Annotated in this window: 16 protein-coding genes and 1 pseudogene; 12 read left to right on the top strand and 5 right to left on the bottom strand. The window is 64.6% G+C overall.

What is annotated here, in order from left to right; all coding sequences use genetic code 11:
* Window positions 1-8 precede the first annotated feature (8 nt).
* From Q6A48_RS12475 to Q6A48_RS12445, 7 genes are all read left to right on the top strand, one after another.
* Window positions 9-1,145 carry a mannuronate-specific alginate lyase gene (locus tag Q6A48_RS12475; RefSeq protein WP_304554406.1) on the top strand — a complete coding sequence of 379 codons (1,137 nt, stop codon included), beginning with the start codon at window positions 9-11 and terminating at the stop codon, window positions 1,143-1,145.
* Between the two features lie 221 nt (window positions 1,146-1,366).
* The gene (locus Q6A48_RS12470; protein ID WP_304554405.1) at window positions 1,367-2,932 is read left to right on the top strand and encodes an MBOAT family O-acyltransferase; all 1,566 of its coding nucleotides are present in this window, start codon (window positions 1,367-1,369) and stop codon (window positions 2,930-2,932) included.
* 11 nt (window positions 2,933-2,943) lie between these two features.
* Window positions 2,944-4,119, top strand: a complete 1,176-nt coding sequence (locus Q6A48_RS12465; protein ID WP_304554404.1) for an alginate O-acetyltransferase — start codon at window positions 2,944-2,946, stop codon at window positions 4,117-4,119.
* Between the two features lie 14 nt (window positions 4,120-4,133).
* Window positions 4,134-4,799, top strand: coding sequence for an alginate O-acetyltransferase AlgF (locus Q6A48_RS12460; protein WP_304554403.1), 666 nt, complete (start codon window positions 4,134-4,136; stop codon window positions 4,797-4,799).
* Window positions 4,800-5,014: 215 nt separating this feature from the next.
* Window positions 5,015-6,466, top strand: a complete 1,452-nt coding sequence (locus Q6A48_RS12455; protein ID WP_304554402.1) for a mannose-1-phosphate guanylyltransferase/mannose-6-phosphate isomerase — start codon at window positions 5,015-5,017, stop codon at window positions 6,464-6,466.
* Window positions 6,467-6,631: 165 nt separating this feature from the next.
* Complete coding sequence (locus Q6A48_RS12450; protein WP_304554400.1) at window positions 6,632-7,096, top strand: multidrug transporter; 465 nt, start codon at window positions 6,632-6,634, stop codon at window positions 7,094-7,096.
* Between the two features lie 38 nt (window positions 7,097-7,134).
* Window positions 7,135-7,959 (top strand): SDR family oxidoreductase, encoded by an 825-nt coding sequence (locus tag Q6A48_RS12445; RefSeq protein ID WP_304554399.1) that lies wholly within the window; start codon window positions 7,135-7,137, stop codon window positions 7,957-7,959.
* A gap of 167 nt (window positions 7,960-8,126) precedes the next feature.
* Here the strand turns inward: Q6A48_RS12445 and Q6A48_RS12440 are convergent, their stop codons facing one another.
* From Q6A48_RS12440 to Q6A48_RS12425, 4 genes and pseudogenes are all read right to left on the bottom strand, one after another.
* Window positions 8,127-8,990 carry an efflux RND transporter periplasmic adaptor subunit gene (locus Q6A48_RS12440; RefSeq protein WP_304554398.1) on the bottom strand — a complete coding sequence of 288 codons (864 nt, stop codon included), beginning with the start codon at window positions 8,988-8,990 and terminating at the stop codon, window positions 8,127-8,129.
* A gap of 10 nt (window positions 8,991-9,000) precedes the next feature.
* A complete protein-coding gene (locus tag Q6A48_RS12435) occupies window positions 9,001-9,201 on the bottom strand; it encodes a DUF1656 domain-containing protein (protein ID WP_304554396.1) in 201 nt (66 codons plus the stop codon).
* Window positions 9,191-11,389: an FUSC family protein gene (locus tag Q6A48_RS12430; RefSeq protein WP_304554395.1), complete on the bottom strand. Its 2,199-nt coding sequence runs from the start codon at window positions 11,387-11,389 to the stop codon at window positions 9,191-9,193. The genes Q6A48_RS12435 and Q6A48_RS12430 overlap by 11 nt, the downstream gene beginning before the upstream one ends.
* Before the next feature lie 136 nt (window positions 11,390-11,525).
* A pseudogene (locus tag Q6A48_RS12425) lies at window positions 11,526-12,977 on the bottom strand (efflux transporter outer membrane subunit); the annotation flags it as partial.
* Between the two features lie 308 nt (window positions 12,978-13,285).
* Here Q6A48_RS12425 and Q6A48_RS12420 point away from each other — a divergent pair.
* Window positions 13,286-14,254, top strand: coding sequence for a LysR family transcriptional regulator (locus Q6A48_RS12420; RefSeq protein WP_304554394.1), 969 nt, complete (start codon window positions 13,286-13,288; stop codon window positions 14,252-14,254).
* Between the two features lie 27 nt (window positions 14,255-14,281).
* Here Q6A48_RS12420 and Q6A48_RS12415 read toward each other — a convergent pair whose 3' ends face one another.
* The gene (locus Q6A48_RS12415; protein ID WP_304554393.1) at window positions 14,282-14,539 is read right to left on the bottom strand and encodes a hypothetical protein; all 258 of its coding nucleotides are present in this window, start codon (window positions 14,537-14,539) and stop codon (window positions 14,282-14,284) included.
* Window positions 14,540-14,782: 243 nt separating this feature from the next.
* On the opposite strand from Q6A48_RS12415, the gene Q6A48_RS12410 reads away from it, so the two are divergent.
* The 4 genes from Q6A48_RS12410 to Q6A48_RS12395 are packed head-to-tail and all read left to right on the top strand — an operon-like array spanning window position 14,783 to window position 21,073.
* Window positions 14,783-15,940, top strand: coding sequence for an efflux RND transporter periplasmic adaptor subunit (locus tag Q6A48_RS12410; RefSeq protein WP_304554392.1), 1,158 nt, complete (start codon window positions 14,783-14,785; stop codon window positions 15,938-15,940).
* Window positions 15,937-19,035: a multidrug efflux RND transporter permease subunit gene (locus Q6A48_RS12405; RefSeq protein WP_304554391.1), complete on the top strand. Its 3,099-nt coding sequence runs from the start codon at window positions 15,937-15,939 to the stop codon at window positions 19,033-19,035. The genes Q6A48_RS12410 and Q6A48_RS12405 overlap by 4 nt, the downstream gene beginning before the upstream one ends.
* 9 nt (window positions 19,036-19,044) lie before the next feature.
* A complete protein-coding gene (locus Q6A48_RS12400) occupies window positions 19,045-19,719 on the top strand; it encodes a heavy metal response regulator transcription factor (protein ID WP_304554390.1) in 675 nt (224 codons plus the stop codon).
* Window positions 19,712-21,073 carry a heavy metal sensor histidine kinase gene (locus Q6A48_RS12395; RefSeq protein WP_304554389.1) on the top strand — a complete coding sequence of 454 codons (1,362 nt, stop codon included), beginning with the start codon at window positions 19,712-19,714 and terminating at the stop codon, window positions 21,071-21,073. The genes Q6A48_RS12400 and Q6A48_RS12395 overlap by 8 nt, the downstream gene beginning before the upstream one ends.
* The last annotated feature ends 130 nt before the right edge of the window (window positions 21,074-21,203 follow it).

The raw sequence follows: 21,203 nt of genomic DNA, 5'->3' as shown, positions 1-21,203 counted from the left end.
CTCGTCTCATGACCAGCACCACGCGTACCCGAACGTTGAAAACACTGTTGGCCCCGTCCCTGCTGACCCTGGCGATGTTCGCCGGGGCCACGCAGGCGGCGGCCCCGCTGCGCCCGCCGCAGGGCTACTTCGCCCCGATCGAGAAGGTCAAGGTCGGCGAAGCCGGCCAGGGCTGCGACGCCACGCCGACGCCCTACACCGGCTCCCTGCAATTTCGCAGCAAATACGAGGGCTCCGACAAGGCCCGCGCGACCCTGAACGTGCAATCGGAAAAAGCCTTCCGCGACAGCACCGCCGACATCACCAAGATCGAGCGTGGCGTCAGCAAGCAGGTGATGCAATTCATGCGTGACGGTCGCCCGGACCAATTGGAATGCACCCTGAACTGGCTGACCACCTGGGCCAAGGCCGACGCGTTGATGTCCAAGGATTTCAACCACACCGGCAAGTCCATGCGCAAATGGGCCCTGGGCAGCATGGCCTCGGCCTATGTGCGCTTGAAGTTTTCCGAATCGCGGCCGCTGGCGAACCACCAGGAACAGGCGCAGCTGATTGAAAGCTGGTTCAGCAAGATGGCCGACCAAGTGGTCAGCGATTGGGACAACCTGCCGCTGGAAAAAACCAACAACCATTCCTACTGGGCCGCCTGGTCGGTGATGGCCACCGCCGTGGCAACCAACCGCCGCGACCTGTTCGACTGGGCCGTCAAGGAATACAAGGTCGGGGTCAACCAGATCGACGCCGACGGTTTCCTGCCCAACGAACTCAAGCGCAAGCAACGGGCCCTGTCCTACCACAACTATGCCCTGCCACCGCTGGCGATGATCGCCAGCTTCGCCCAGGTCAATGGCGTCGACCTGCGCCAGGAAAACAACGGCGCCCTCAAGCGACTGGGCGACCGCGTGCTGGCCGGGGTGAAGGACCCGGAGATCTTCGAAGAGAAGAATGGCGAAGAACAGGACATGAAGGATTTGAAGGTCGATTCGAAATTCGCCTGGCTCGAACCCTTCTGCAGCCTCTACAGCTGCCCCGAGGATGTGCTGGAACGCAAGCATGAGATGCAACCGTTCAAGACCTTCCGCCTCGGCGGGGACCTGACCAAGGTGTATGACCCTTCGCGGGACAAAGGTGACAAAGGAAGCTGACACCGTTCTCCCTGCCTGGCAGGGAACCTGTGGGAGCAAGGCTTGCCCGCGATAGCCATGACGCGGGGCCACTGAATGAACCGCGTCATCGTTCATCGCGGGCAAGCCTTGCTCCCACAGTAAACACGGCGACTGAAATGCAATAAGACTCCCCGGTTTTCATGGGGGGGTTTGGGGGGGCTCTGGCCCTTGACTGTTGATTTCAACATGGAGAGATCGGGATGGTATTTTCATCCAATGTGTTCCTGTTCCTGTTCTTGCCGATCTTTCTCGGCTTGTACTACCTGAGCGGGCAACGCTATCGCAACCTGCTGCTGCTGATCGCCAGCTATGTGTTCTATGCCTGGTGGCGGGTGGACTTCCTGGCCTTGTTCGCCGCCGTCACGTTGTGGAACTACTGGATCGGCCTGAGGGTCGGCGCCGCCGGCGTGCGGACCAAACCAGCCCAGCGCTGGCTGTTGCTCGGCGTGGCAGTGGACTTGTGCATCCTGGGCTACTTCAAGTACGCCAACTTCGGCGTGGACAGCCTCAACGCGATCATGACCAGCTTCGGTCTGGAGCCGTTCATCCTGACCCATGTGCTGTTGCCGATCGGGATCTCCTTCTACATCTTCGAGTCCATCAGCTACATCATCGACGTCTATCGCGGCGACACCCCGGCGACCCGCAACCTGATCGACTTCGCGGCGTTCGTGGCGATCTTCCCGCACCTGATCGCCGGCCCCGTGCTGCGTTTCCGCGACCTGGCCGACCAGTTCAACAACCGCACCCACACCCTGGACAAGTTCTCCGAAGGCTGCACGCGCTTCATGCAGGGCTTCATCAAGAAAGTGTTCATCGCCGACACCCTGGCGGTGGTGGCCGACCATTGCTTCGCCCTGCAGAACCCGACCACCGGCGATGCCTGGCTCGGTGCGCTGGCCTACACCGCCCAGCTGTACTTCGACTTCTCCGGCTACAGCGACATGGCCATCGGCCTGGGCCTGATGATGGGTTTCCGCTTCATGGAAAACTTCAAGCAGCCCTACATCAGCCAGTCGATCACCGAGTTCTGGCGCCGCTGGCACATCAGCCTGTCCACCTGGCTGCGCGACTACCTGTACATCACCCTGGGCGGTAACCGCAAAGGCACGTTGATGACCTATCGCAACCTGTTCCTGACCATGCTGCTCGGTGGCCTGTGGCACGGTGCGAACATCACCTACGTGATCTGGGGCGCCTGGCACGGCATCTGGCTGGCCATCGAGAAGGCCGTGGGCATCAACACCACCCCACGCACCATCAACCCGATCCGCTGGGCCTTGACCTTCCTGCTGGTGGTCATGGGCTGGGTGATCTTCCGTGCCGAGAACCTGCACGTGGCCGGTCGCATGTACGGTGCCATGTTCAGCTTCGGCGACTGGTCGCTGTCGGAACTGACCCGCGCAAACCTAACCGGCCTGCAGATCGCCACCCTGGTGGTGGCCTACGTCACCCTCGCCTTCTTCGGCCTGCGGGACTTCTACACCAACCGTCCGCCGGTCAAGACCAAGCCTGAAGTGAACACCGAGGCCGATGGCCCGGCCACTGCGCAACCGGGCCTGATCAAAGCCGTGCCAGGGGAAAATCCGACGAATATCCATGAACCCGGCTACACCGTTGGCGTCGAAGCCCAGGTGCAACCGGCCTACTGGACCGTGGACTGGTCGCGCTACGTGATGCGCGCCCTGGTACTGCTGCTGTTCATCGCCTCGATTCTCAAACTCTCGGCGCAAAGCTTCTCGCCGTTCCTTTACTTCCAGTTCTGAGGGATCTGAACATGACCCGCTCATTACGCATCTTCTACGTCACGCTGTTCATGGTGATCCTGACGGCCCTGGGTCTCTGGTCGATGCGCAGCTTCTTCGGCTTCAACACCAACCCGGACGCGACCGTGCTCAACGGCCGCTGGGCCAAGGCCGTGGAAACGCACTACGACGATCAGTTCCCGATCAAGCGCCTGGGCACCAACATCTGGGCCGCGCTGGACTACAAGCTGTTCAACGAAGGCCGCAAAGGCGTGGTCCTGGGCCGCGACCAATGGCTGTACAGCGACGAAGAGTTCAACCCGATCGTCAATGAAGAGCTGAACCTGCAAGGCAACTACGCGCTGGTCGAAGGCGTGCGCCAGAAGCTCAAGGAACAAGGCGTGACCCTGGTCATGGCGATCGTGCCGGCCAAGGCGCGGCTGTACCCTGAGCACCTGGGCGAAGTGAAGCCGTCGAGCATTCACGAGAACCTCTACCAGGACTTCCATGCCCGCGTGGCGGCAGACAAGATCATCGCCCCCGACCTGCTCGGCCCCCTGCAACAGGCCAAGCAAAGCGGCCAGCAAGTGTTCCTGCGCACCGACACCCACTGGACCCCGGAAGGTGCCCAGGTCGCGGCCGAGAACATCGCCAAGGCGATTGCCGAACGCACGCCGCTGGAAGGCCAGCCACAGCGTTTCATCACTGAGCCGGCGGAGAAAATCACCCACAAGGGCGACCTGCGCCAGTTCCTGCCACTCGATCCGCTGTTCGAGAACCTGATGCCAGCCCAGGAGCCGCTGGTCAAACGCAACACCCGCGAAGCCGACGACCAGCCGGCCGAAGGCGACGCGCTGTTCGCCGACGCCCAGGTGCCCGTGGCCCTGATCGGCACCAGCTACAGCGCCAACCCCAACTGGAACTTCGTCGGTGCACTCAAGCAAGCCCTGCACAGCGACGTCGTCAACTACGCCGAAGACGGCCACGGCCCGATTCTGCCGATGCTCAGCTACCTCAAGAGCGACGCCTTCAAGAACAGCCCGCCACAAGTGCTGATCTGGGAGTTCCCTGAACGTTACCTGCCTGTGAACAACGAAATCGGCGACGCCGACCCGCAGTGGGTCGCAGAGCTCAAGCAAGCCGGCGCGCGCCAACAGAACGTCGCCGCCAACACCCCATCCGAGACGCCCGACCGGGCGCAAAACTGAAAGAGAGGTCCACCATGACTTTCAACACTACTCCTCGCCGTCTCGCCGCTCGTTCCTTCAAGGCTGTCGCCCTCGTCGCCAGCATGAGCGCCCTTTCGCTGTCCGCCTTCGCCGGCGACTCGGCCCTGTACGGCCCGGTCGCGCCAAAAGGCTCGAGCTTCGTGCGCATCTACAACGCCAGCAACACCGAAGTCAGCGCCACCGTCGGCAGCACCAACCTCAACGACGTGGCCCCACTGGCCAGCAGCGACTTCAGCTTCATGCCTGGCGGTGACTACAGCGCCAAGGTCGGCAGCCAGACCGTGCCGGTCAAGCTGGCCCCCGATCACTATTACACCCTGGTCAACAACGCCAGCGGCCAGCCCCAGCTGATCGAAGAACCACCGTTCAAGAACAAGCAGAAGTCCCTGGTGCGCGTGCAGAACCTCACCGACAAGGCGCTGACCCTCAAGACCGCCGACGGCAAGACCGAAGTGGTGCCGAACGTAGCGGCCAAGGGCCGTGGCGAGCGTGAGATCAACCCGGTGAAAGTCAGCCTGGCGCTGTTCGAGGGCGACAAGAAAGTCGGCGACCTCAAGCCCGTGGCCCTGGAGCGCGGCGAAGCCGCCGTGCTGTACGTCACCGGCTCCGGCAGCAGCCTGTCGCCGGTCTGGGTCAAGCGTCCGGTGTCAACACGCTGATGGATTCGCCTGATTGACGCTATACCCCTGTGGGAGCGAGCTTGCTCGCGATTGCGGTACGACATCCAGTATGGATGTCGACTGACACTCAGTCATCGCGAGCAAGCTCGCTCCCACACTGGACACTGGCGTCATTCGGGCACGGAACAAAAACAAGAGTGAAACGACAGAACGCAGTAGCTCTATAACCATTACGCTTCAAAGGAGTAACACACATGATTCCGGTGATCTTGTCAGGTGGTAGCGGCTCACGTCTTTGGCCGCTTTCGCGCAAGCAATTCCCTAAACAGTTCCTGGCCCTGACCGGCGAACACACCCTGTTCCAGCAAACCCTCGAGCGCCTGGTGTTCGAAGGGATGGACACGCCGATCGTGGTCTGCAACAAAGACCACCGTTTCATCGTCAACGAGCAGCTGGCCGGCCGCAACCTGGAAGCCCAGCGCATCCTGATGGAGCCCTTCGGGCGCAACACCGCCCCGGCCGTGGCGCTGACCGCGATGATGCTGGTCAACGAAGGCCGCGACGAGCTGATGCTGGTGCTGCCGGCCGACCACGTGATCGAAGACCAGAAAGCCCTGCAACGCGCCCTGGCCCTGGCCACCGTGGCCGCCGAGCGAGGCGAGATGGTGCTGTTCGGCGTACCGCCCACCAAACCGGAAACCGGCTACGGCTACATCAAGTCGACCAACGACGCGCTGCTGCCCGAAGGCGTGAGCCGTGTGTCGCACTTCGTCGAGAAACCCGACGTCAAGCGCGCCATCGAGTTCGTCGAGGCCGGCGGCTACTTCTGGAACAGCGGCATGTTCCTGTTCCGCGCCAGCCGTTTCCTCGAAGAGCTGAAAAAGCACGACCCGGACATCTACGACACCTGCCTGCTGACCCTGGAACGCAGCGAGCAGACCCCGGACACCATCACGTTCGACGAAGCCACCTTCGCCTGCTGCCCGGACAACTCCATCGACTACGCGGTGATGGAAAAAACCCAGCGCGCCTGCGTGGTGCCGCTGTCGGCGGGCTGGAGCGACGTGGGCTGCTGGGCATCGCTGTGGGAAGTCAATCCCAAGGATGCCAATGGCAACGTCACCAAGGGCGACGTGGTGGTCCAGGACAGCCGCAACTGCATGATCCATGGCAACGGCAAGCTGGTGTCGGTGATCGGCCTGGAGAACATCGTGGTGGTCGAGACCAAGGACGCCATGATGATTGCCCACAAGGACAAGGTCCAAGACGTCAAGAAGATGGTCAACACCCTCAATGCCCAGGGTCGCACCGAAACCCAGAACCATTGCGAAGTCTATCGTCCGTGGGGTTCGTATGACTCGGTGGACATGGGTGGCCGCTTCCAGGTCAAGCACATCTCGGTCAAGCCGGGCGCGTGCCTGTCGCTGCAGATGCACCACCACCGCGCCGAACACTGGATCGTGGTCAGCGGCACGGCCGAAGTGACCTGCGACGAGAACGTGTTCCTGCTCTGCGAGAACCAGTCGACCTACATCCCGATCGCGTCGGTTCACCGCTTGCGCAACCCGGGCAAGATCCCGCTGGAAATCATCGAAGTGCAGTCGGGCAGCTACCTGGGCGAAGACGACATCGAGCGCTTCGAAGACATCTACGGTCGCTCCACTCCGGTGGAACGCGGCGTGTCGGTGAAAACCATCGCGCAATAACACCCGAGCAAGACAAGAAGTCCCCATCCAGGCCATTGCGTCCCCTATCCGCAGTGGCCTGGGTGGGGGCTTTTTTTTGGGAGCACGCCGGTGCCCACGCATCAGCGCTTCGCCACGGCCCGCTCCGTTCGGTAGGATGTGACGACGGTATCGGAGGCTTCAATCATGCTTATCGGCGTCTTGCTGGTCATTACCTGGCTCATCCTGTTGCTGCGCTACCCGGCCAAGGCGTTGCCGGTGTCCCTGGCCGCGTTTGTCGGCCTGGGGCTGGTGGCGGCGTGGGTGCTCTGGCAGGAAAACCGTGAGAACCGCCAACTGGATCGCCTGGAATTGCGCATCACCTACGCGCCCGAGCACTGCCCCGCCGACCGTCCGCTGCTACTGAACCTGAACAACGGCAACGACGTGCCGCTGACCGAGCTGTACTGGCGCGTCGCGGCCTATGCCCCGGGCGACACCCTCAACCTCGCCGACAACCCCTACAGTGCCCCGCGCTACCGTGGCCCCGGCGAACTGCAGGCAGGCGCCAGTTGGCAGGACTGCCTGCCCCTGCCGCCCCTGCGTCCCGGCTATCGCCCGCAGACCCTGGAGTTTCGCGCCGAGCGATTGCACGGTAGCTTCTCCAACTGAACCGTCCCATCTCTCACTTCTTGCATAAGGAATGCGCCATGCCCGTCGCCTTGATCACCGGATGTTCCAGCGGCATTGGCCGCGCCCTGGCCGATGCCTTCAAGGCCGCCGGCTACCAGGTCTGGGCCAGTGCGCGCAAGGCCGAGGACGTGGCGCTGCTGGGCGCCGCCGGCTTCACCGCCGTGCAACTGGACGTGAACGACGGCCCGGCGCTGGAGCAATTGAGCGAGCGGATCAACCAACAGCACGGTGGCCTCGATGTGCTGGTGAACAACGCCGGCTATGGTGCCATGGGCCCGTTGCTCGACGGCGGCGTGCCGGCCATGCAGCGCCAGTTCGAAACCAATGTGTTCGCCATCGTCGGCGTGACGCGCGCACTGTTTCCAGTACTGCGCCGGGCCAGGGGCCTGGTGGTGAACATCGGCAGCGTGTCCGGGGTACTGGTCACGCCGTTCGCCGGCGCCTATTGCGCCTCCAAGGCCGCCGTGCATGCGTTGAGCGATGCCTTGCGCATGGAGCTGGCGCCTTTCGGCATCCGCGTCATGGAAGTCCAGCCCGGCGCCATCGCTTCCAGCTTCGCCAGGAACGCCGGCCATGAAGCCGAGCAACTGCTCACCGAGCAGTCGCCCTGGTGGCCCCTGCGCGAAGGCATACGCGCCCGGGCGCGAGCCTCCCAGGACAATCCGACCCCCGCCAGCGAATTCGCCGCCGATCTGCTCAAAGCCGCCCTGAAACCCAGGCCCCCGCGCCTGCTGCGCCTGGGCAATGGCAGCCGGGCATTGCCCTTGATGGCCGGGTTATTGCCCAAGGGGCTGCTGGAGCAGGGCTTGATGAAGCGATTCGGGCTAGGCCGCTCGCTGTAGCGGCTGGAAAAAGCGGGAGGTTTTGTGTGACGAACGCACCACTCATGGCCACCGAAGATCCTATGTGGGAGCGGGCTTGCCCGCGAAGGCGTCGGCACAGCCAACATCACCGCAAGCTGAACCACGGCTTTCGCGAGCAAGCCCGCTCCCACAAATAACCGATGGTCTCAGCGCTCGCCTTGGGGCTCGACCACCACGGTGCAGGTCATTCCCGCCGCCAGCAGCACGCCGTCGGGGACTTCGTCGAGATGGATGCGCACCGGCACCCGTTGGGCCAGGCGCACCCAGTTGAAGGTCGGGTTGACGTCGGCGATCAGCTCGCGACTTTCCGGGTTGTCGCGATCGTAGATGCCGCGGGAGATGCTTTCCACGTGCCCCTTGAGCAGTTCCCCGCTCATCAGTTGCAGTTGCGCCGGATCGCCGATCCGCACCTTGGGCAACTTGGTCTCCTCGAAGAAGCCGTAGACCCAGAACGAGTTCATGTCCACCACGGCCATCTTCGCCTCGCCGATGCGGGCATAGTCGCCCCGGTGGACGTTGAGGTTGGTGACGTAGCCGTCCACCGCCGAGCGGACTTCGGTGCGCGCCAGGTTCAACTCGGCGGCCTCCAGTTGGGCCTGTGCCTGTTGGTAATCGGCCAGGGCCGAGTCGGCGATGTTACTGGCGTCGTCGCGGTTTTCCCGGGAGATCACCAGGCTGTCGAGGTCGGCACGGCGATGGGCGTTGACCTTGCGCATCTCCCAGGTGGCCTTGCGCGACGCCACAAGGGAGCGGGCCTGCTTGACCGCGATGCGATAATGCTCGGGGTCGATGCGCATCAGCAGGTCGCCCTTGCCCACCCGCTGGTTATCGCGCACCGCCACCTCGACCACTTCGCCGCTGACATCGGCGGCGACGTTGATGATGTCGGCCCGCACCCGGCCGTCGCGGGTCCAGGGCGTGTTCATGTAGTGCTCCCACAGCGTGCGGCCGATCCACAGCGCCAGGGCCAGCACCAGCAGCGTCGCAAGCAGGCTGAAAAACTTTTTCATCGCATCGATCTCAACGGTAGACCGTCAGCGCCAACGCGCCGAACAGACAGGTAAACAGACTCAGGCGCAGCAGCGCCGGGTGCCAGAAGAAGCGGTACAAATCCAACCCCGACAGGAAACGGTCCAGGGCCCAGGCCAAGGCGGCGGCGACGAAGAACATCAGGGTCATGGTGGGCATGTACACGCCATGGAAGGCGATCTCACGGAGCATGTTCAGGTTCCTGGCGCAGCGGCGGGGCGTAGGCCGCCAACGGTGATTGCGGGTCGAGCAACGAGGTGCGGATGAAATGCAGGTAGCTTTTCACCCGGCGCAGGGCGGACGTGTCGAAGTGCGGGGCGAAGGGTTCGTCGGTGGCCTGCACGCGCCCGATGGCGTGATCGACCGCCACCAGGGCCCGTTCCAGGTTGCTCTTGCCCGGCTGGCGGAACAGCCGCACCAGCGCCCGTCCCATCACGCGAATCGCCTGGCGCCACGGCTGGCTTTCGGCATACGCCGGATGCACCGGCAAGATCGCCTGCTCCTTGCGCAACTCGATGATCGCGTGGCCGACTTCCAGCACCACGAACATCCAGCGCAGCAGGTCGCGCTGCACCTGCGGCTGGCCGGCCGCCAGGCCATAGGCCTGGTGCAGCAAGTCCCGGCTGCGGCTTTCGAAACCCGAGGCCAGGCCCTTGAGCTTGCCACTGATGGCGAACACCACTTGCTCGCGCAGGTCCTGTTCGAGCCGGCGCCACATCCAGCGGCTGTTGGGCGGCAGGATGATCGCGCCGGCGGCGGCACATACCAGCATGCCGAGGATCATCGCCAGGTAATCGTTGATGAACGCGTAAGGGTTGTAGACCGTCAGGTTGTCCGGCACCGAGCCGGTGCTGAAGAAGATCAGCAACCCCAGCCCGACGCCAGCGTATTGCGGCCGTGAACTGAGGAACGAGCCGAACATGATGACCGGGGCGAGCATCACGCAGAGCAGCGCGAACCCGTCGATCAGCGGGAACACGAAGAACATCTCGACGAAGCCGATCAAGGCGCCGAACAACGTGCCGCAAGCCATCTGGAAAGCCATGCGCTTGGGGTTCGGCGTCGCCGCCGACAAGCCCACGGTGGCCGCGGCGATCATCGTCATCGTCGCGCCGCTCGGCCAGGCCGTGGCGACCCAATAGCTGCCCAGCACCAGCAGGATGAAGGCGGCGCGAAACCCCGAGGCGGCGGCCGCCAGGCCATTGGTCCGGGACACGAACGGCTCGTCCCAGCGCTCGCGTTCGTGACGATGATCGGCCAGCGAGGCGTGGGTCAGGGCGTAGCCGTGCAGGTCGTCGACGAAGCGATAGAGCAGCTCATAGGCCGTATGGAAATCCAACTGCTGGGCCTCGCTCGGCGCCGTTTCCTGGAACAGCCCGCGCAGCCGTCGCACCTGGGCCGGCAGGTCGGCCTTGTACTCGGCCAGTACCACCGCCAGCCGCCCTGCATCGGTGTCGGTCAGCGGCCGGCCACTGAAGCCGTCCAACCGTTCGGCCAACGTCTGCAGGCCGGGCTTGATGGCGTTCACCACGTGGTCCGCCGCACTGGCGCGCAGGCGTTCGAGCAACTGGTGCAGGGCGTTGAAGCGGGTGGTGATGCCCATGAATTCGCTGTTCAAGCGACTGAGCCGGCCATTGCGTCGGCGCATGTGCGGGTCTTCGAACACGGTCACGCTGCGCAGGCTTTCCAGGCCGACGGCTTCGGCGATGAAACGCACGTTGCCGGCTTCGAACGCGTCGCGCCGGCTGCGCCCGCGCAAGCCATCGGTGACGAACAGGGCGAACACGCCAAAGCGCTGGTACAAGGCGTTGCGCATGGCGGCGCTGGCGGTCTGGGGCAGGATCGCGGCGCTGACCAGGGTGGCGCAGAGAATCCCCAGGGAAATCTCCAGCACCCGCCACACCGCCGCCATGAACGCCCCTTCCGGGTGTGCCAGGGCGGGCAGGCCGATCATCGCGGCGGTGTAGCCGGCCAGCACGAAACCGTACGCACGGAAGTTGCGGTAGCGCGCCGCACCGGCCGTGCAGAGGCCGACCCAGAGCGTCAGGCTGCCGAGAAACAGTTCGGTGTTCTGGGCGAACAACGCGATCAACGCGACCATCACCGCCGAGCCGGCCAAGGTGCCGAGAAAACGGTAGAAACTCTTGGCGAACACCTGGCCGCTCTGCGGCTGCATGACGATGAACACGGTGATCATGGCCGTGCGCGGCTGCGGCAATTCCAGGCGCATCGCCAGCCACAACGTCAGGAACGCGGCCAACAGCACCTTGAACATGTAGACCCAGGTCACCCCGTCGCTGCGGGCCCAGTCGTAGAAGCCACGGCGCCACTGGAGGCGGTGCAGCCAAAGTAAAGACGTCACGGAAGGCCTACTCAGCATCGTGGCGAGGGACCTTGTTGGAGCCAGGCTTGCTCGCGACGAAGGCAATATGGTCTTCCATGAATCGAGTCGCCTGGGTCGCGAGCAAGCTTTGCTCCCACAACGAGGTCCCTCGCCACGGAGCATCGCTCGCAACAGGCACATCTCGACCAGACTCCAACCCGCCGCCCAGCGCCGTCACCAGGTCGGCATGGGCACTCAGGCGCGCGGCCTCCACCTGCTGCTGCACCTGTTGCTGCTTGAACAACAGGCTCTGGGCATTGAGCACGTTGAGGTAGTCGGTCAGCCCGCGCTGGAACGCCACCAACGCGATGTCGTAGGTGCGCTGCGCAGCCGCCACGGACTCGGCGGCGAGGGCGTGTTGCTTGTCCATGGACTGGCGTCGGATCAATTGGTCGGAGATGCCCTTGAGCGCATTGACCAGGGTCTGGTTGTAGTGCGCCACGGCCAGGTCATAGCCGGCGGCCGCCTCGCCCAGTTGCGCGCGCAGGCGCCCGCCATCGAAAATCGGCAGCGAGATCGCCGGCCCGACGTTATAGGTGAGCTTCTTGCCGGTGAGGAACTCCAGCATGCCGCCACCGGTAGCCATGTAGCCCAGGCTGCCCACCAGGTCGACATTGGGGTAGAACCCCGCGCGGGCCACGTCGATCCCCCGGGCCTGGGCCGCCACTTGCCAACGCCCCGCCACCACGTCCGGACGCTGGCCGAGCAGTTCGGCTGGCAGTGCCGACGGCAACTTCAGCGGCGCGCCAAGGGCCAGGGCCGGCCGCTGCAACTGCGCGCCCGCCCCCGGGCCCTGGCCCGCCAGTGCGGCCAGTTGATTGCGACTCAAGGCAATGGCTTCATCGAGGGCATCGAGTTGACGATGGGTCTCGGGCAACGGGGCCTGGGCCTGGCTGACCTCGAAGTGAGTGCCGATGCCGCCCTCCAGGCGTTTTTGCGCCAGGTCGAGAATCTGCTCTTGCTGGTGCAGGGTCGCGACGACGATATCCCGCTGGGCATAGTGCAGGGACAACTGGATGTAGGCGCGCACGATGTTGTTCTGCAATTCCAGCTGCGCCTGTCGCGCCTCGGCCACGCTGGCGTGGGCCAGGTCCACCGCCCGCTCGCTGGCGTTGCGCTCGCGGCCCCACAGGTCCAGGGCATAGCTCAGGCCGAGGACGGCATTGTTGTCCCAGGTGGTGGTATTGGCCAATTCGCCAGGGCCGTAGAACTGATCGGTGGGCCAGTTGTGGCGCTTGAGAGTCGACTCGCCGTTGATCTGCAAGGACTCGGCGGCCTCGGCCACACCGGCCATGGCCCTGGCCTGGCGTACCCGGGCCGCGGCCATCGCCAGGCTGGGGCTGTCCCGCAGGGCGAGATCGATCCAGCGATCCAGTTGCCGGTCGCCATAGGCCTGCCACCACTGGCGCGTCGGCCAATGGGCATCGCGGGCGGCTTCGCGGATCGCGGCATCGGTGGCCAGTCGCTCGGCCGGCACGACCTCGCCCTGCGGCGCAATCCCTCCCGTGCCGATGCAACCGCTGATGGTTAATGTCAGAACCCAAACACTGAGAGTCTTCAGCTCTCTGCTGATGCAACGCGGCACGTGCGCAAAAATCCTAGAAGAGAAAATCGAGACCTGTGAGAGCGGGCTTGCTCGCGAATGCGGTGGATCAGCACATGCAGTGGTGACTGACCTATCGTATTCGCGAGCAAGCCCGCTCCCACAAGTTCTGGGCTGAATAGTGGGGCAAGCCTGCACTACAGTGCCGGCAATTCTAGGTATCCCGCCCAACGGCGATAAGCCGACCTTTCTGCGAATCTTTGTTACCGTTAACGCGATAATCCCATCGTCGGGGTCCCGTAGCGCTGTAACTTCATGTCACAATTTGCTACCTCCCAAGAGAGCCCTCCATGGACACCTTGCAAAACATGCGCGCGTTCAGCTGTGTTGCCGAAGCGGGCAGCTTCACCGCCGCCGCCGTGCAATTGGACACCACCACCGCCAACGTCTCGCGCGCGGTTTCCAACCTCGAAGCCCACCTGCAAACCCGCCTGCTCAACCGCACCACCCGCCGGATCGCCCTGACCGAGGCGGGCAAGCGCTACTTGCTGCGGTGCGAACAGATCCTGGCGTACGTGGAGGAAGCCGAGGCCGAGGCCAGCGACGCCCACGCGCGCCCCGCCGGGCAGTTGAAAGTCCACACCATGACCGGCATCGGCCAGCATTTCGTGATCGACGCCATCGCCCGCTACCGCAAGACCCACCCAGACGTCACGTTCGACCTGACCCTCGCCAACCGGGTGCCGGACATCCTCGACGAGGGCTACGACGTGTCCATCGTGCTCGCCAGCGAGCTGCCGGATTCGGGCTTCGTTTCCCAACGCCTGGGGATCACCTACAGCATCGTCTGCGCGTCCCCGGCCTACGTGAAGGCCAGCGGCTGTCCGCAAAAGCCCAGCGACCTGCTCAACCACGCCTGCCTGCGGCTGGTCAGCCCGGTCATTCCGCTGGAGAAATGGGTGTTCGACGGCCCGGAAGGCCAGGAAATGGTCACCATCAACAGTTCGCCGTTCCTGGTGAATTCGGCCGATGCGATGAAAACCGCGATCATCAGTGGCATGGGCATCGGCGTGTTGCCGGTGTACGCCGCCATCGAGGGCCTGCGCAATGGCACGCTGGTACGGGTCATGCCCAACTACCGCTCCCAGGAGCTGAACCTCTACGCCATCTACCCTTCACGCCAATACCTGGACGCGAAGATCAAGACCTGGGTCGAATACCTGCGCGGCTCGCTGCCGGAGATCCTGGCGGCGCACCAGGCCGAGCTCACGGCGTATGAATTGAGTGGCAGCCTGGCGGGCGCACGGGTGGCGAATTGAAACCACCGCGTGCCCAAGCGCGATGCGTCAGCGCTTGCCCATCGAACGACGCGTACCGGGAGGCGCGGCGCCGGGCGTCTTGGTGTGGCCGTTCTTCGCACCGTTCTTGTACCAGGGCTTCTGCGCAGCGCCCTTGGTCGCGGCCAACTCGCCCGGCTTGAACGGAAACTTGAAGGCCGGGATCGCCGGTTGGCCACTCTCGGTGCTGGAAACATCGCGGTCAGGCGAATCGGCCGGTTCGACGTTCGGTTGTTCGTCGGCGGGCGACACTGTCGGGGAGTTCATGTAGGGCTGTTCACTTCAGGTGAGGGATCAACGTGGGCCTGCCGGGCGGGCCACGGAAGCGCGCAGTATACTCGCCCGCCGGCGCAATGCATCGCGCGGATCGTTCGACGTCACCAGCGATCCGACGGCACGCCAGGACGAAACTGACACGCCTGTCAGTCAGGCGTCACCTTCCTGACCGCCTCGCAACGCTATATAAGAGCGGTAGTAAATCCCACCGTCCCGAACCGGCTCTTCGCATCCATGCCCATCCAGAAAAAAACTGTCCTGCTCGTTGCACTCCTGGCCGCCCTGGCGGCGCTGCTCCTCTGGTTTGTCATGAAGCCCGGCGCCACCAAGCCTGCCGCCCCCGCCGCCATCCCGGTGCGGGTGGTCAGCGTGGTGCAAAAGGATGTGCCGCGCTTCGCCAGCGGCATTGGCACGGTGCTTTCGCTGCACAGCGTGGTCATTCGTCCGCAGATCGACGGCATCCTGACCCGGCTGCTGGTCAAGGAGGGGCAACAGGTCAAGCAGGGCGACCTGCTGGCGACCATCGACGACCGTTCGATTCGCGCCAGCCTCGACCAGGCCCGGGCCCAACTCGCCGAGAGCCAGGCCCAGCTGGCGGTGGCCCAGGTCAACCTCAAGCGCTACAAATTGCTCAGCGTCGACGACGGCGTGTCGAAGCAGACCTACGACCAGCAGCAGGCGCTGGTCAATCAGCTCAAGGCCACCGCCCAGGGCAACCAGGCGGCCATCGACGCGGCCACGGTGCAGTTGTCCTATACCCAGATTCGCTCCCCGGTGGCCGGACGCGTCGGCATTCGCAACGTCGACGAAGGCAACTTCCTGCGCACCAGCGACGCCGACGGCCTGTTCACGGTGACCCAGATCGACCCGATCGCGGTGGAGTTCTCCCTGCCCCAGCAGATGCTGCCCACCCTGCAACGGTTGATCGCCGCGCCCGACCAGGCCCTGGTCCAGGCCTTCATCGGCACCGATGCCGACACCGGTGAATTGCTCGGCGAGGGCCGGCTGAGCCTCATCGACAACCAGATCAACGCGAGCACCGGCACCCTGCGGGCCAAGGCGCAGTTCAGCAACGCGGCGCAACGGCTGTGGCCGGGGCAACTGGTGACCCTGAAGATCCAGACCAGCGTCGACAAGGACGCCCTGGTGGTGCCGCCCACGGTGGTCCAGCGCGGGCTGGAGCAGCACTTCGTCTACCGGGTCAAGGGCGACACGGTGGAGAGCGTGCCGGTGGTGATGGTCCACCAGGACAGCGACATGCACATCATCAAGGGCGTGAACCCCGGCGACCAACTGGTCAGCGACGGCCAGTCGCGACTCAAGCCCGGCAGCCACATCCAGGTGCTCAGCGACCCACCGGCCCTGACCAAGACCTTGGAGCCGCAACCATGAAGGGCCGCGGCTCGATTTCGACGTGGTGCATCAACCACCCGATCGCCACGGTGCTGCTCACGTTCGCCCTGGTCCTGCTGGGGCTGATCGCGTTTCCCCGGCTGCCCGTCGCACCACTGCCGGAGGCGGAGTTCCCGACCATCCAGGTCAACGCCCAGCTACCCGGCGCCAGCCCGCAAACCATGGCGTCGTCGGTGGCGACCCCGTTGGAGGTGCAGTTCAGCGCCATCCCCGGCATCACCCAGATGACTTCAAGCAGCGCCTTGGGCTCGACCAACCTGATCCTGCAATTCAGCCTCGGCAAGAGCATCGACACCGCCGCCCAGGAAGTCCAGGCAGCCATCAACACCGCCGCCGGCAAACTGCCCAACGACATGCCGAACCTGCCGACCTGGCGCAAGGTCAACCCGGCCGACAGCCCCGTGCTGATTCTCAGCATCAGCTCCACCCTGATGCCCGGCACCGAGCTGAGCGACCATGTCGAAACCCTCCTGGCCCGCCAGATCAGCCAGATCGACGGCGTAGGCCAAGTCAACATCACCGGTCAGCAACGCCCGGCCATCCGCGTCCAGGCCTCGGCCGACCGGCTCGCCGCCATCGGCCTGACCCTGGCCGACCTCCGCCTGTCGCTCCAGCAGGCCAGCCTCAACCTGGCCAAGGGCGCCTTGTACGGCGAATCGAGTATCTCCACCCTGTCCACCAACGACCAGTTGTTCCAGCCCGAGGAATACCGCGAGCTGATCGTGTCCTACAAGAATGGCGCGCCGGTGCACCTCAAGGACATCGCCAAGGTCGTCAGCGGCTCGGAAAACGCCTACGTCCAGGCCTGGTCCGACAACGAACCGGGGCTCAACCTGGTGATCTTCCGGCAGCCGGGGGCGAACATCGTCGAGACCGTCGACCGCATCCAGGCGGCCCTGCCGACACTGCAAGCCATGCTGCCCGCCGCCATGCAGGTCAAGGTGCTGATCGACCGCACCCAGACCATCCGCGCCTCGTTGCACGAAGTGGAAATCACCCTGCTGATCACCGTGTTGCTGGTGGTGGCGGTGATGGCCCTGTTCCTGCGCCAGCTCTCGGCGACGCTGATCGTCTCGGCGGTGCTGGGGGTCTCGCTGACCGCCAGTTTCGCCCTGATGTACATCATGGGCTTCAGCCTGAACAACCTGACCCTGGTGGCGATCGTCATCTCGGTGGGCTTCGTGGTGGATGACGCGATCGTCGTGGTGGAAAACATCCACCGCCACCTGGAGGCCGGTGACGGCATGCGCGAGGCGGCGATCAAGGGTGCCGGCGAGATCGGCTTCACCGTGGTGTCCATCAGCTTCTCGCTGATCGCCGCGTTCATCCCCCTGCTGTTCATGGGCGGCGTGGTGGGGCGACTGTTCAAGGAGTTCGCCCTCACGGCCACCTCGACCATCCTGATTTCGGTGGTGGTGTCGCTGACCCTGGCGCCGACCCTCGCCGCATTGTTCATGCGCGCCCCGGTGCATGCCGCCCACGGCAAGCCGGGGTTCGGCGAGCGCCTGTTGGCGCGCTATGAACGAGGCCTGCGGCGGGCCCTGGCCCACCAGAAGCTGATGATCGGCGTGTTCGGCCTGACCCTGGCGCTGGCCGTGGGCGGCTACGTGTTCATTCCCAAGGGGTTTTTCCCGGTCCAGGACACCGGCCTGGTGCTGGGCACCAGCGAGGCCGCCGCCGACGTGTCGTTCCCGGACATGGTGGCCAAGCACAAGGCCCTGGCCGAAATCGTCGCCGCCGATCCGGCCGTGGCGACCTTTTCCCATTCCGTCGGCGTCTCCGGCAACAACCAGACCATCGCCAACGGCCGCTTCTGGATCGCCCTCAAGCCCCGGGACCAGCGGGACGTCACCGCCAGCGGCTTCATCGATCGGATCCGCCCCAAGCTGCTGAAAATCCCCGGCGTGGTCCTGTACCTGCGAGCCGGCCAGGACATCAACCTCAGCTCCGGGCCCAGCCGCGCCCAGTATCAGTACGTGCTCAAGAGCAACGATGGCCCTACCCTCAATGCCTGGGCGCAGAAACTCACCGACAAGTTGCGCGGCAACCCGGCGTTCCGCGACATCTCCAATGACCTGCAGCTGGGTGGCAGCATCACCCACATCAACATCGACCGCAGCGCCGCCGCGCGTTTCGGCCTCACCGCCAGCGATGTCGACCAGGCCCTGTACGACGCCTTCGGCCAGCGCCAGATCAACGAATTCCAGACCGAGACCAACCAGTACAACGTAATCCTGGAACTGGACACCGCGCAACGCGGCAAGGCCGAAAGCCTGGCGTATTTCTACCTGCGCTCGCCCCTCAGCGGCGAGATGGTGCCGCTCTCGGCCCTGGCCCGCTTCGACGCACCAAGCAGCGGCCCGCTGTCCATCGCCCACGACGGCATGTTCCCGGCCGCCAACCTGTCGTTCAACCTGGCGCCCGGGGTGGCGCTGGGGGATGCGGTGTGGATGCTCGACCAGGCCAAGAACGAGATCGGCATGCCGGCCGCCATCACCGGCAACTTCCAGGGTGCGGCCCAGGCGTTCCAGAGTTCGCTGGCCAGCCAACCGTGGCTGATCCTCGCCGCACTGGTGGCGGTGTACATCATCCTCGGCGTCCTCTACGAGAGCTTCGTGCACCCGCTGACCATCATCTCCACCCTGCCCTCGGCCGGCCTGGGCGCGCTGATCATGCTCTGGCTGCTGGGCCAGGACTTTTCGATCATGGCCCTGATCGGCCTGGTGCTGTTGATCGGCATCGTCAAGAAGAACGGCATCCTGATGATCGACTTCGCCCTCGACGCCCAGCGCAACGGCGGGCTGGCACCCCAGGAGGCGATTTTCCAGGCGTGCGTGACCCGGTTCCGGCCGATCATGATGACCACCCTGGCCGCCCTGCTCGGCGCCCTGCCGCTGATGCTCGGCTACGGCACCGGTGCGGAACTGCGTCAGCCATTGGGCATCGCCGTGGTGGGCGGCCTGCTGGTGAGCCAGGCGCTGACGCTGTTCACCACGCCGGTCATATACTTGTGGCTCGAACGTCTGTTCCATCGGCCCCAGCCAGCGCCGACGGCCCTGGCGACCACACACTGAGGCGGGCCCATGCGTGTCCTGATCATCGAAGACGAAGAAAAGACTGCGGACTACCTGCACCGCGGCCTGACCGAACAGGGTTACACCGTGGACGTCGCGCCGGACGGCGTCGAGGGCCTGCACCTGGCCCTGGAAACCGATTACGCGGTGATCGTGCTCGACGTGATGCTGCCGGGCCTGGACGGCTTCGGCGTGTTGCGGGCGTTGCGCGCGCGCAAGCAGACGCCGGTGATCATGCTCACCGCCCGGGAACGGGTCGAGGATCGCATCAAGGGGCTGCGCGACGGCGCCGACGACTACCTGGGCAAGCCGTTTTCCTTCCTCGAACTGGTGGCCCGCCTGCAAGCCCTGACCCGCCGCAGCGGCGGCCATGAACCGGTGCAGGTGAGCATCGCCGACCTGTGGATCGACCTGATCAGCCGCAAGGCGACACGCGCCGGCCAGCGCCTGGACCTGACCGCCAAGGAGTTTTCCCTGCTCAGCGTCCTGGCCCGGCGCCAGGGCGAGATCCTGTCCAAGACCGCCATTGCCGAAATGGTCTGGGACATCAACTTCGACAGCGATGCCAACGTGGTGGAAGTGGCGATCAAGCGCCTGCGGGCCAAGCTCGACGGTCCCTTCGAGCAGAAATTGCTGCACACGATTCGCGGCATGGGCTACGTGCTGGAGAGCCGCGGTGAGTAACAGCCTCGCCCTGCGCCTGAGCGGGATGTTCACGCTGGTGGCCGCGTTGGTCTTCCTGTTGATCGGCGGCGCGCTGTACCAGCAGGTCGCGAAGGGCCTGGGCCTGTTGCCGGAAGCCGAACTCGATGCACGCTACAGCGTGCTTGAATCGACGGTGGGTCGCTATGGCACCCTCGAACACTGGGTAAAGATCAATAACAAGCTGCGGTTGCTGGGCGAGGAAGACAAACGCATCCAGTTCTGGATCGTCAGCGGCGACCCGCGCTTCGAATACGGCAACCCCGATGCGCAGATCCGTGCCTTCGCCGCAGGGCCCCTGGGCAAGCGCGACTTGAAGCTGCCGCACCGGGCCTACCCGATGAAGGTGCTGGTGAGCCAGTTTCCGGCCAAGGACCAGCGCCCGCCGCTGCGCTTCATGATCGGCATCGACACCGAAACCTTCTACCAGACCCAGCACCGGCTGCTGGTGGCGCTGATTAGCCTGGCTTTCATCGGCGTCCTGCTGGCGTCCCTGCTGGGTTACTGGGTGGCACGGATCGGCCTCAAGCCGTTGATCAAGTTGTCCGACGAAGCCCGGCGCCTGACGCCACCGCGCTTGTCCGGTCGCCTGCAACTGACGCCGTTGCCGCCGGAACTGAACCAGTTCGTCAGCTCCTTCAACGCCACGCTCGACCGGGTCGAACTGGCTTATTCGCGATTGGAGTCGTTCAACGCCGATGTCGCCCATGAGCTGCGTTCCCCCCTGACCAACCTGATTGGCCAGACCCAGGTAGCGCTGACCCGCGGGCGTTCGGCCGAGCATTACTTCGAAGTGCTGCAGTCCAACCTCGAAGAGCTGGAACGGCTGCGCTCGATCATCAACGACATGCTGTTCCTCGCCAGTGCCGACCGGGGCAGCAAGGCCACCAAGCTGACCAGCGCGTCCTTGGCCGGCGAGGTGGCGACCACCCTCGACTACCTGGACTTCATCCTCGAAGACGCCCAGGTCCAGGTCCGGGTCAGCGGCGACGCCCAGGCCAACATCGAGATCGCGCACCTGCGCCGGGCGTTGATCAACCTGTTGAGCAACGCCGTGCAACACACCGCGCCTGGACAGTTCATCGACGTGCACATCGAAGCCCAGGCCGGCCAAATCACCCTGGCCGTCACCAACCCCGGCGAACCGATTGCCGGCGAACACTTGCCGCGCCTGTTCGAACGCTTCTATCGGGTCGATGCCTCGCGCAGCAACAGCGGCGCCAACCACGGATTGGGGCTGGCGATCGTCAAGGCCATCGCCCTGATGCATGGCGGCGATGTGTTCGTGCACAGCGACCGGGGCGCCAATACCTTCGGGATCCGCCTGCCCGCCTGACGCCCTGTGCAGATCGGACGAACGTTTTCCCTTTGAATGCTGGGCGAAAGGCAACTGAATCAGAATCGGATGATCGCGGACCGAGGGTGACAGCGCAGAGATGGATTGCCCGCCCTCTCCGATCCAAGCA

This window comes from Pseudomonas citrullilanati, assembly GCF_030580855.1.
GTDB classification, from domain to species: Bacteria; Pseudomonadota; Gammaproteobacteria; order Pseudomonadales; family Pseudomonadaceae; genus Aquipseudomonas; species Aquipseudomonas citrulli.
The sequence above is the reverse complement of the archived record's forward strand: the minus strand, read 5'-3'. Positions and strand labels throughout refer to the sequence as shown.

Excerpts from the sequence above, each read along its gene's own strand:
- Q6A48_RS12470 (WP_304554405.1), top strand. The coding sequence starts at position 1,367 with ATGGTATTTTCATCCAATGTGTTCCTGTTCCTGTTCTTGCCGATCTTT.
- Q6A48_RS12420 (WP_304554394.1), top strand. The coding sequence starts at position 13,286 with ATGGACACCTTGCAAAACATGCGCGCGTTCAGCTGTGTTGCCGAAGCG.
- Q6A48_RS12475 (WP_304554406.1), top strand. The coding sequence starts at position 9 with ATGACCAGCACCACGCGTACCCGAACGTTGAAAACACTGTTGGCCCCG.
- Q6A48_RS12415 (WP_304554393.1), bottom strand. The coding sequence starts at position 14,539 with ATGAACTCCCCGACAGTGTCGCCCGCCGACGAACAACCGAACGTCGAA.
- Q6A48_RS12410 (WP_304554392.1), top strand. The coding sequence starts at position 14,783 with ATGCCCATCCAGAAAAAAACTGTCCTGCTCGTTGCACTCCTGGCCGCC.
- Q6A48_RS12440 (WP_304554398.1), bottom strand. The coding sequence starts at position 8,990 with ATGAAAAAGTTTTTCAGCCTGCTTGCGACGCTGCTGGTGCTGGCCCTG.
- Q6A48_RS12450 (WP_304554400.1), top strand. The coding sequence starts at position 6,632 with ATGCTTATCGGCGTCTTGCTGGTCATTACCTGGCTCATCCTGTTGCTG.
- Q6A48_RS12455 (WP_304554402.1), top strand. The coding sequence starts at position 5,015 with ATGATTCCGGTGATCTTGTCAGGTGGTAGCGGCTCACGTCTTTGGCCG.
- Q6A48_RS12445 (WP_304554399.1), top strand. The coding sequence starts at position 7,135 with ATGCCCGTCGCCTTGATCACCGGATGTTCCAGCGGCATTGGCCGCGCC.
- Q6A48_RS12465 (WP_304554404.1), top strand. The coding sequence starts at position 2,944 with ATGACCCGCTCATTACGCATCTTCTACGTCACGCTGTTCATGGTGATC.
- Q6A48_RS12435 (WP_304554396.1), bottom strand. The coding sequence starts at position 9,201 with ATGCTCCGTGAGATCGCCTTCCATGGCGTGTACATGCCCACCATGACC.
- Q6A48_RS12400 (WP_304554390.1), top strand. The coding sequence starts at position 19,045 with ATGCGTGTCCTGATCATCGAAGACGAAGAAAAGACTGCGGACTACCTG.
- Q6A48_RS12430 (WP_304554395.1), bottom strand. The coding sequence starts at position 11,389 with ATGCTGAGTAGGCCTTCCGTGACGTCTTTACTTTGGCTGCACCGCCTC.
- Q6A48_RS12460 (WP_304554403.1), top strand. The coding sequence starts at position 4,134 with ATGACTTTCAACACTACTCCTCGCCGTCTCGCCGCTCGTTCCTTCAAG.
- Q6A48_RS12405 (WP_304554391.1), top strand. The coding sequence starts at position 15,937 with ATGAAGGGCCGCGGCTCGATTTCGACGTGGTGCATCAACCACCCGATC.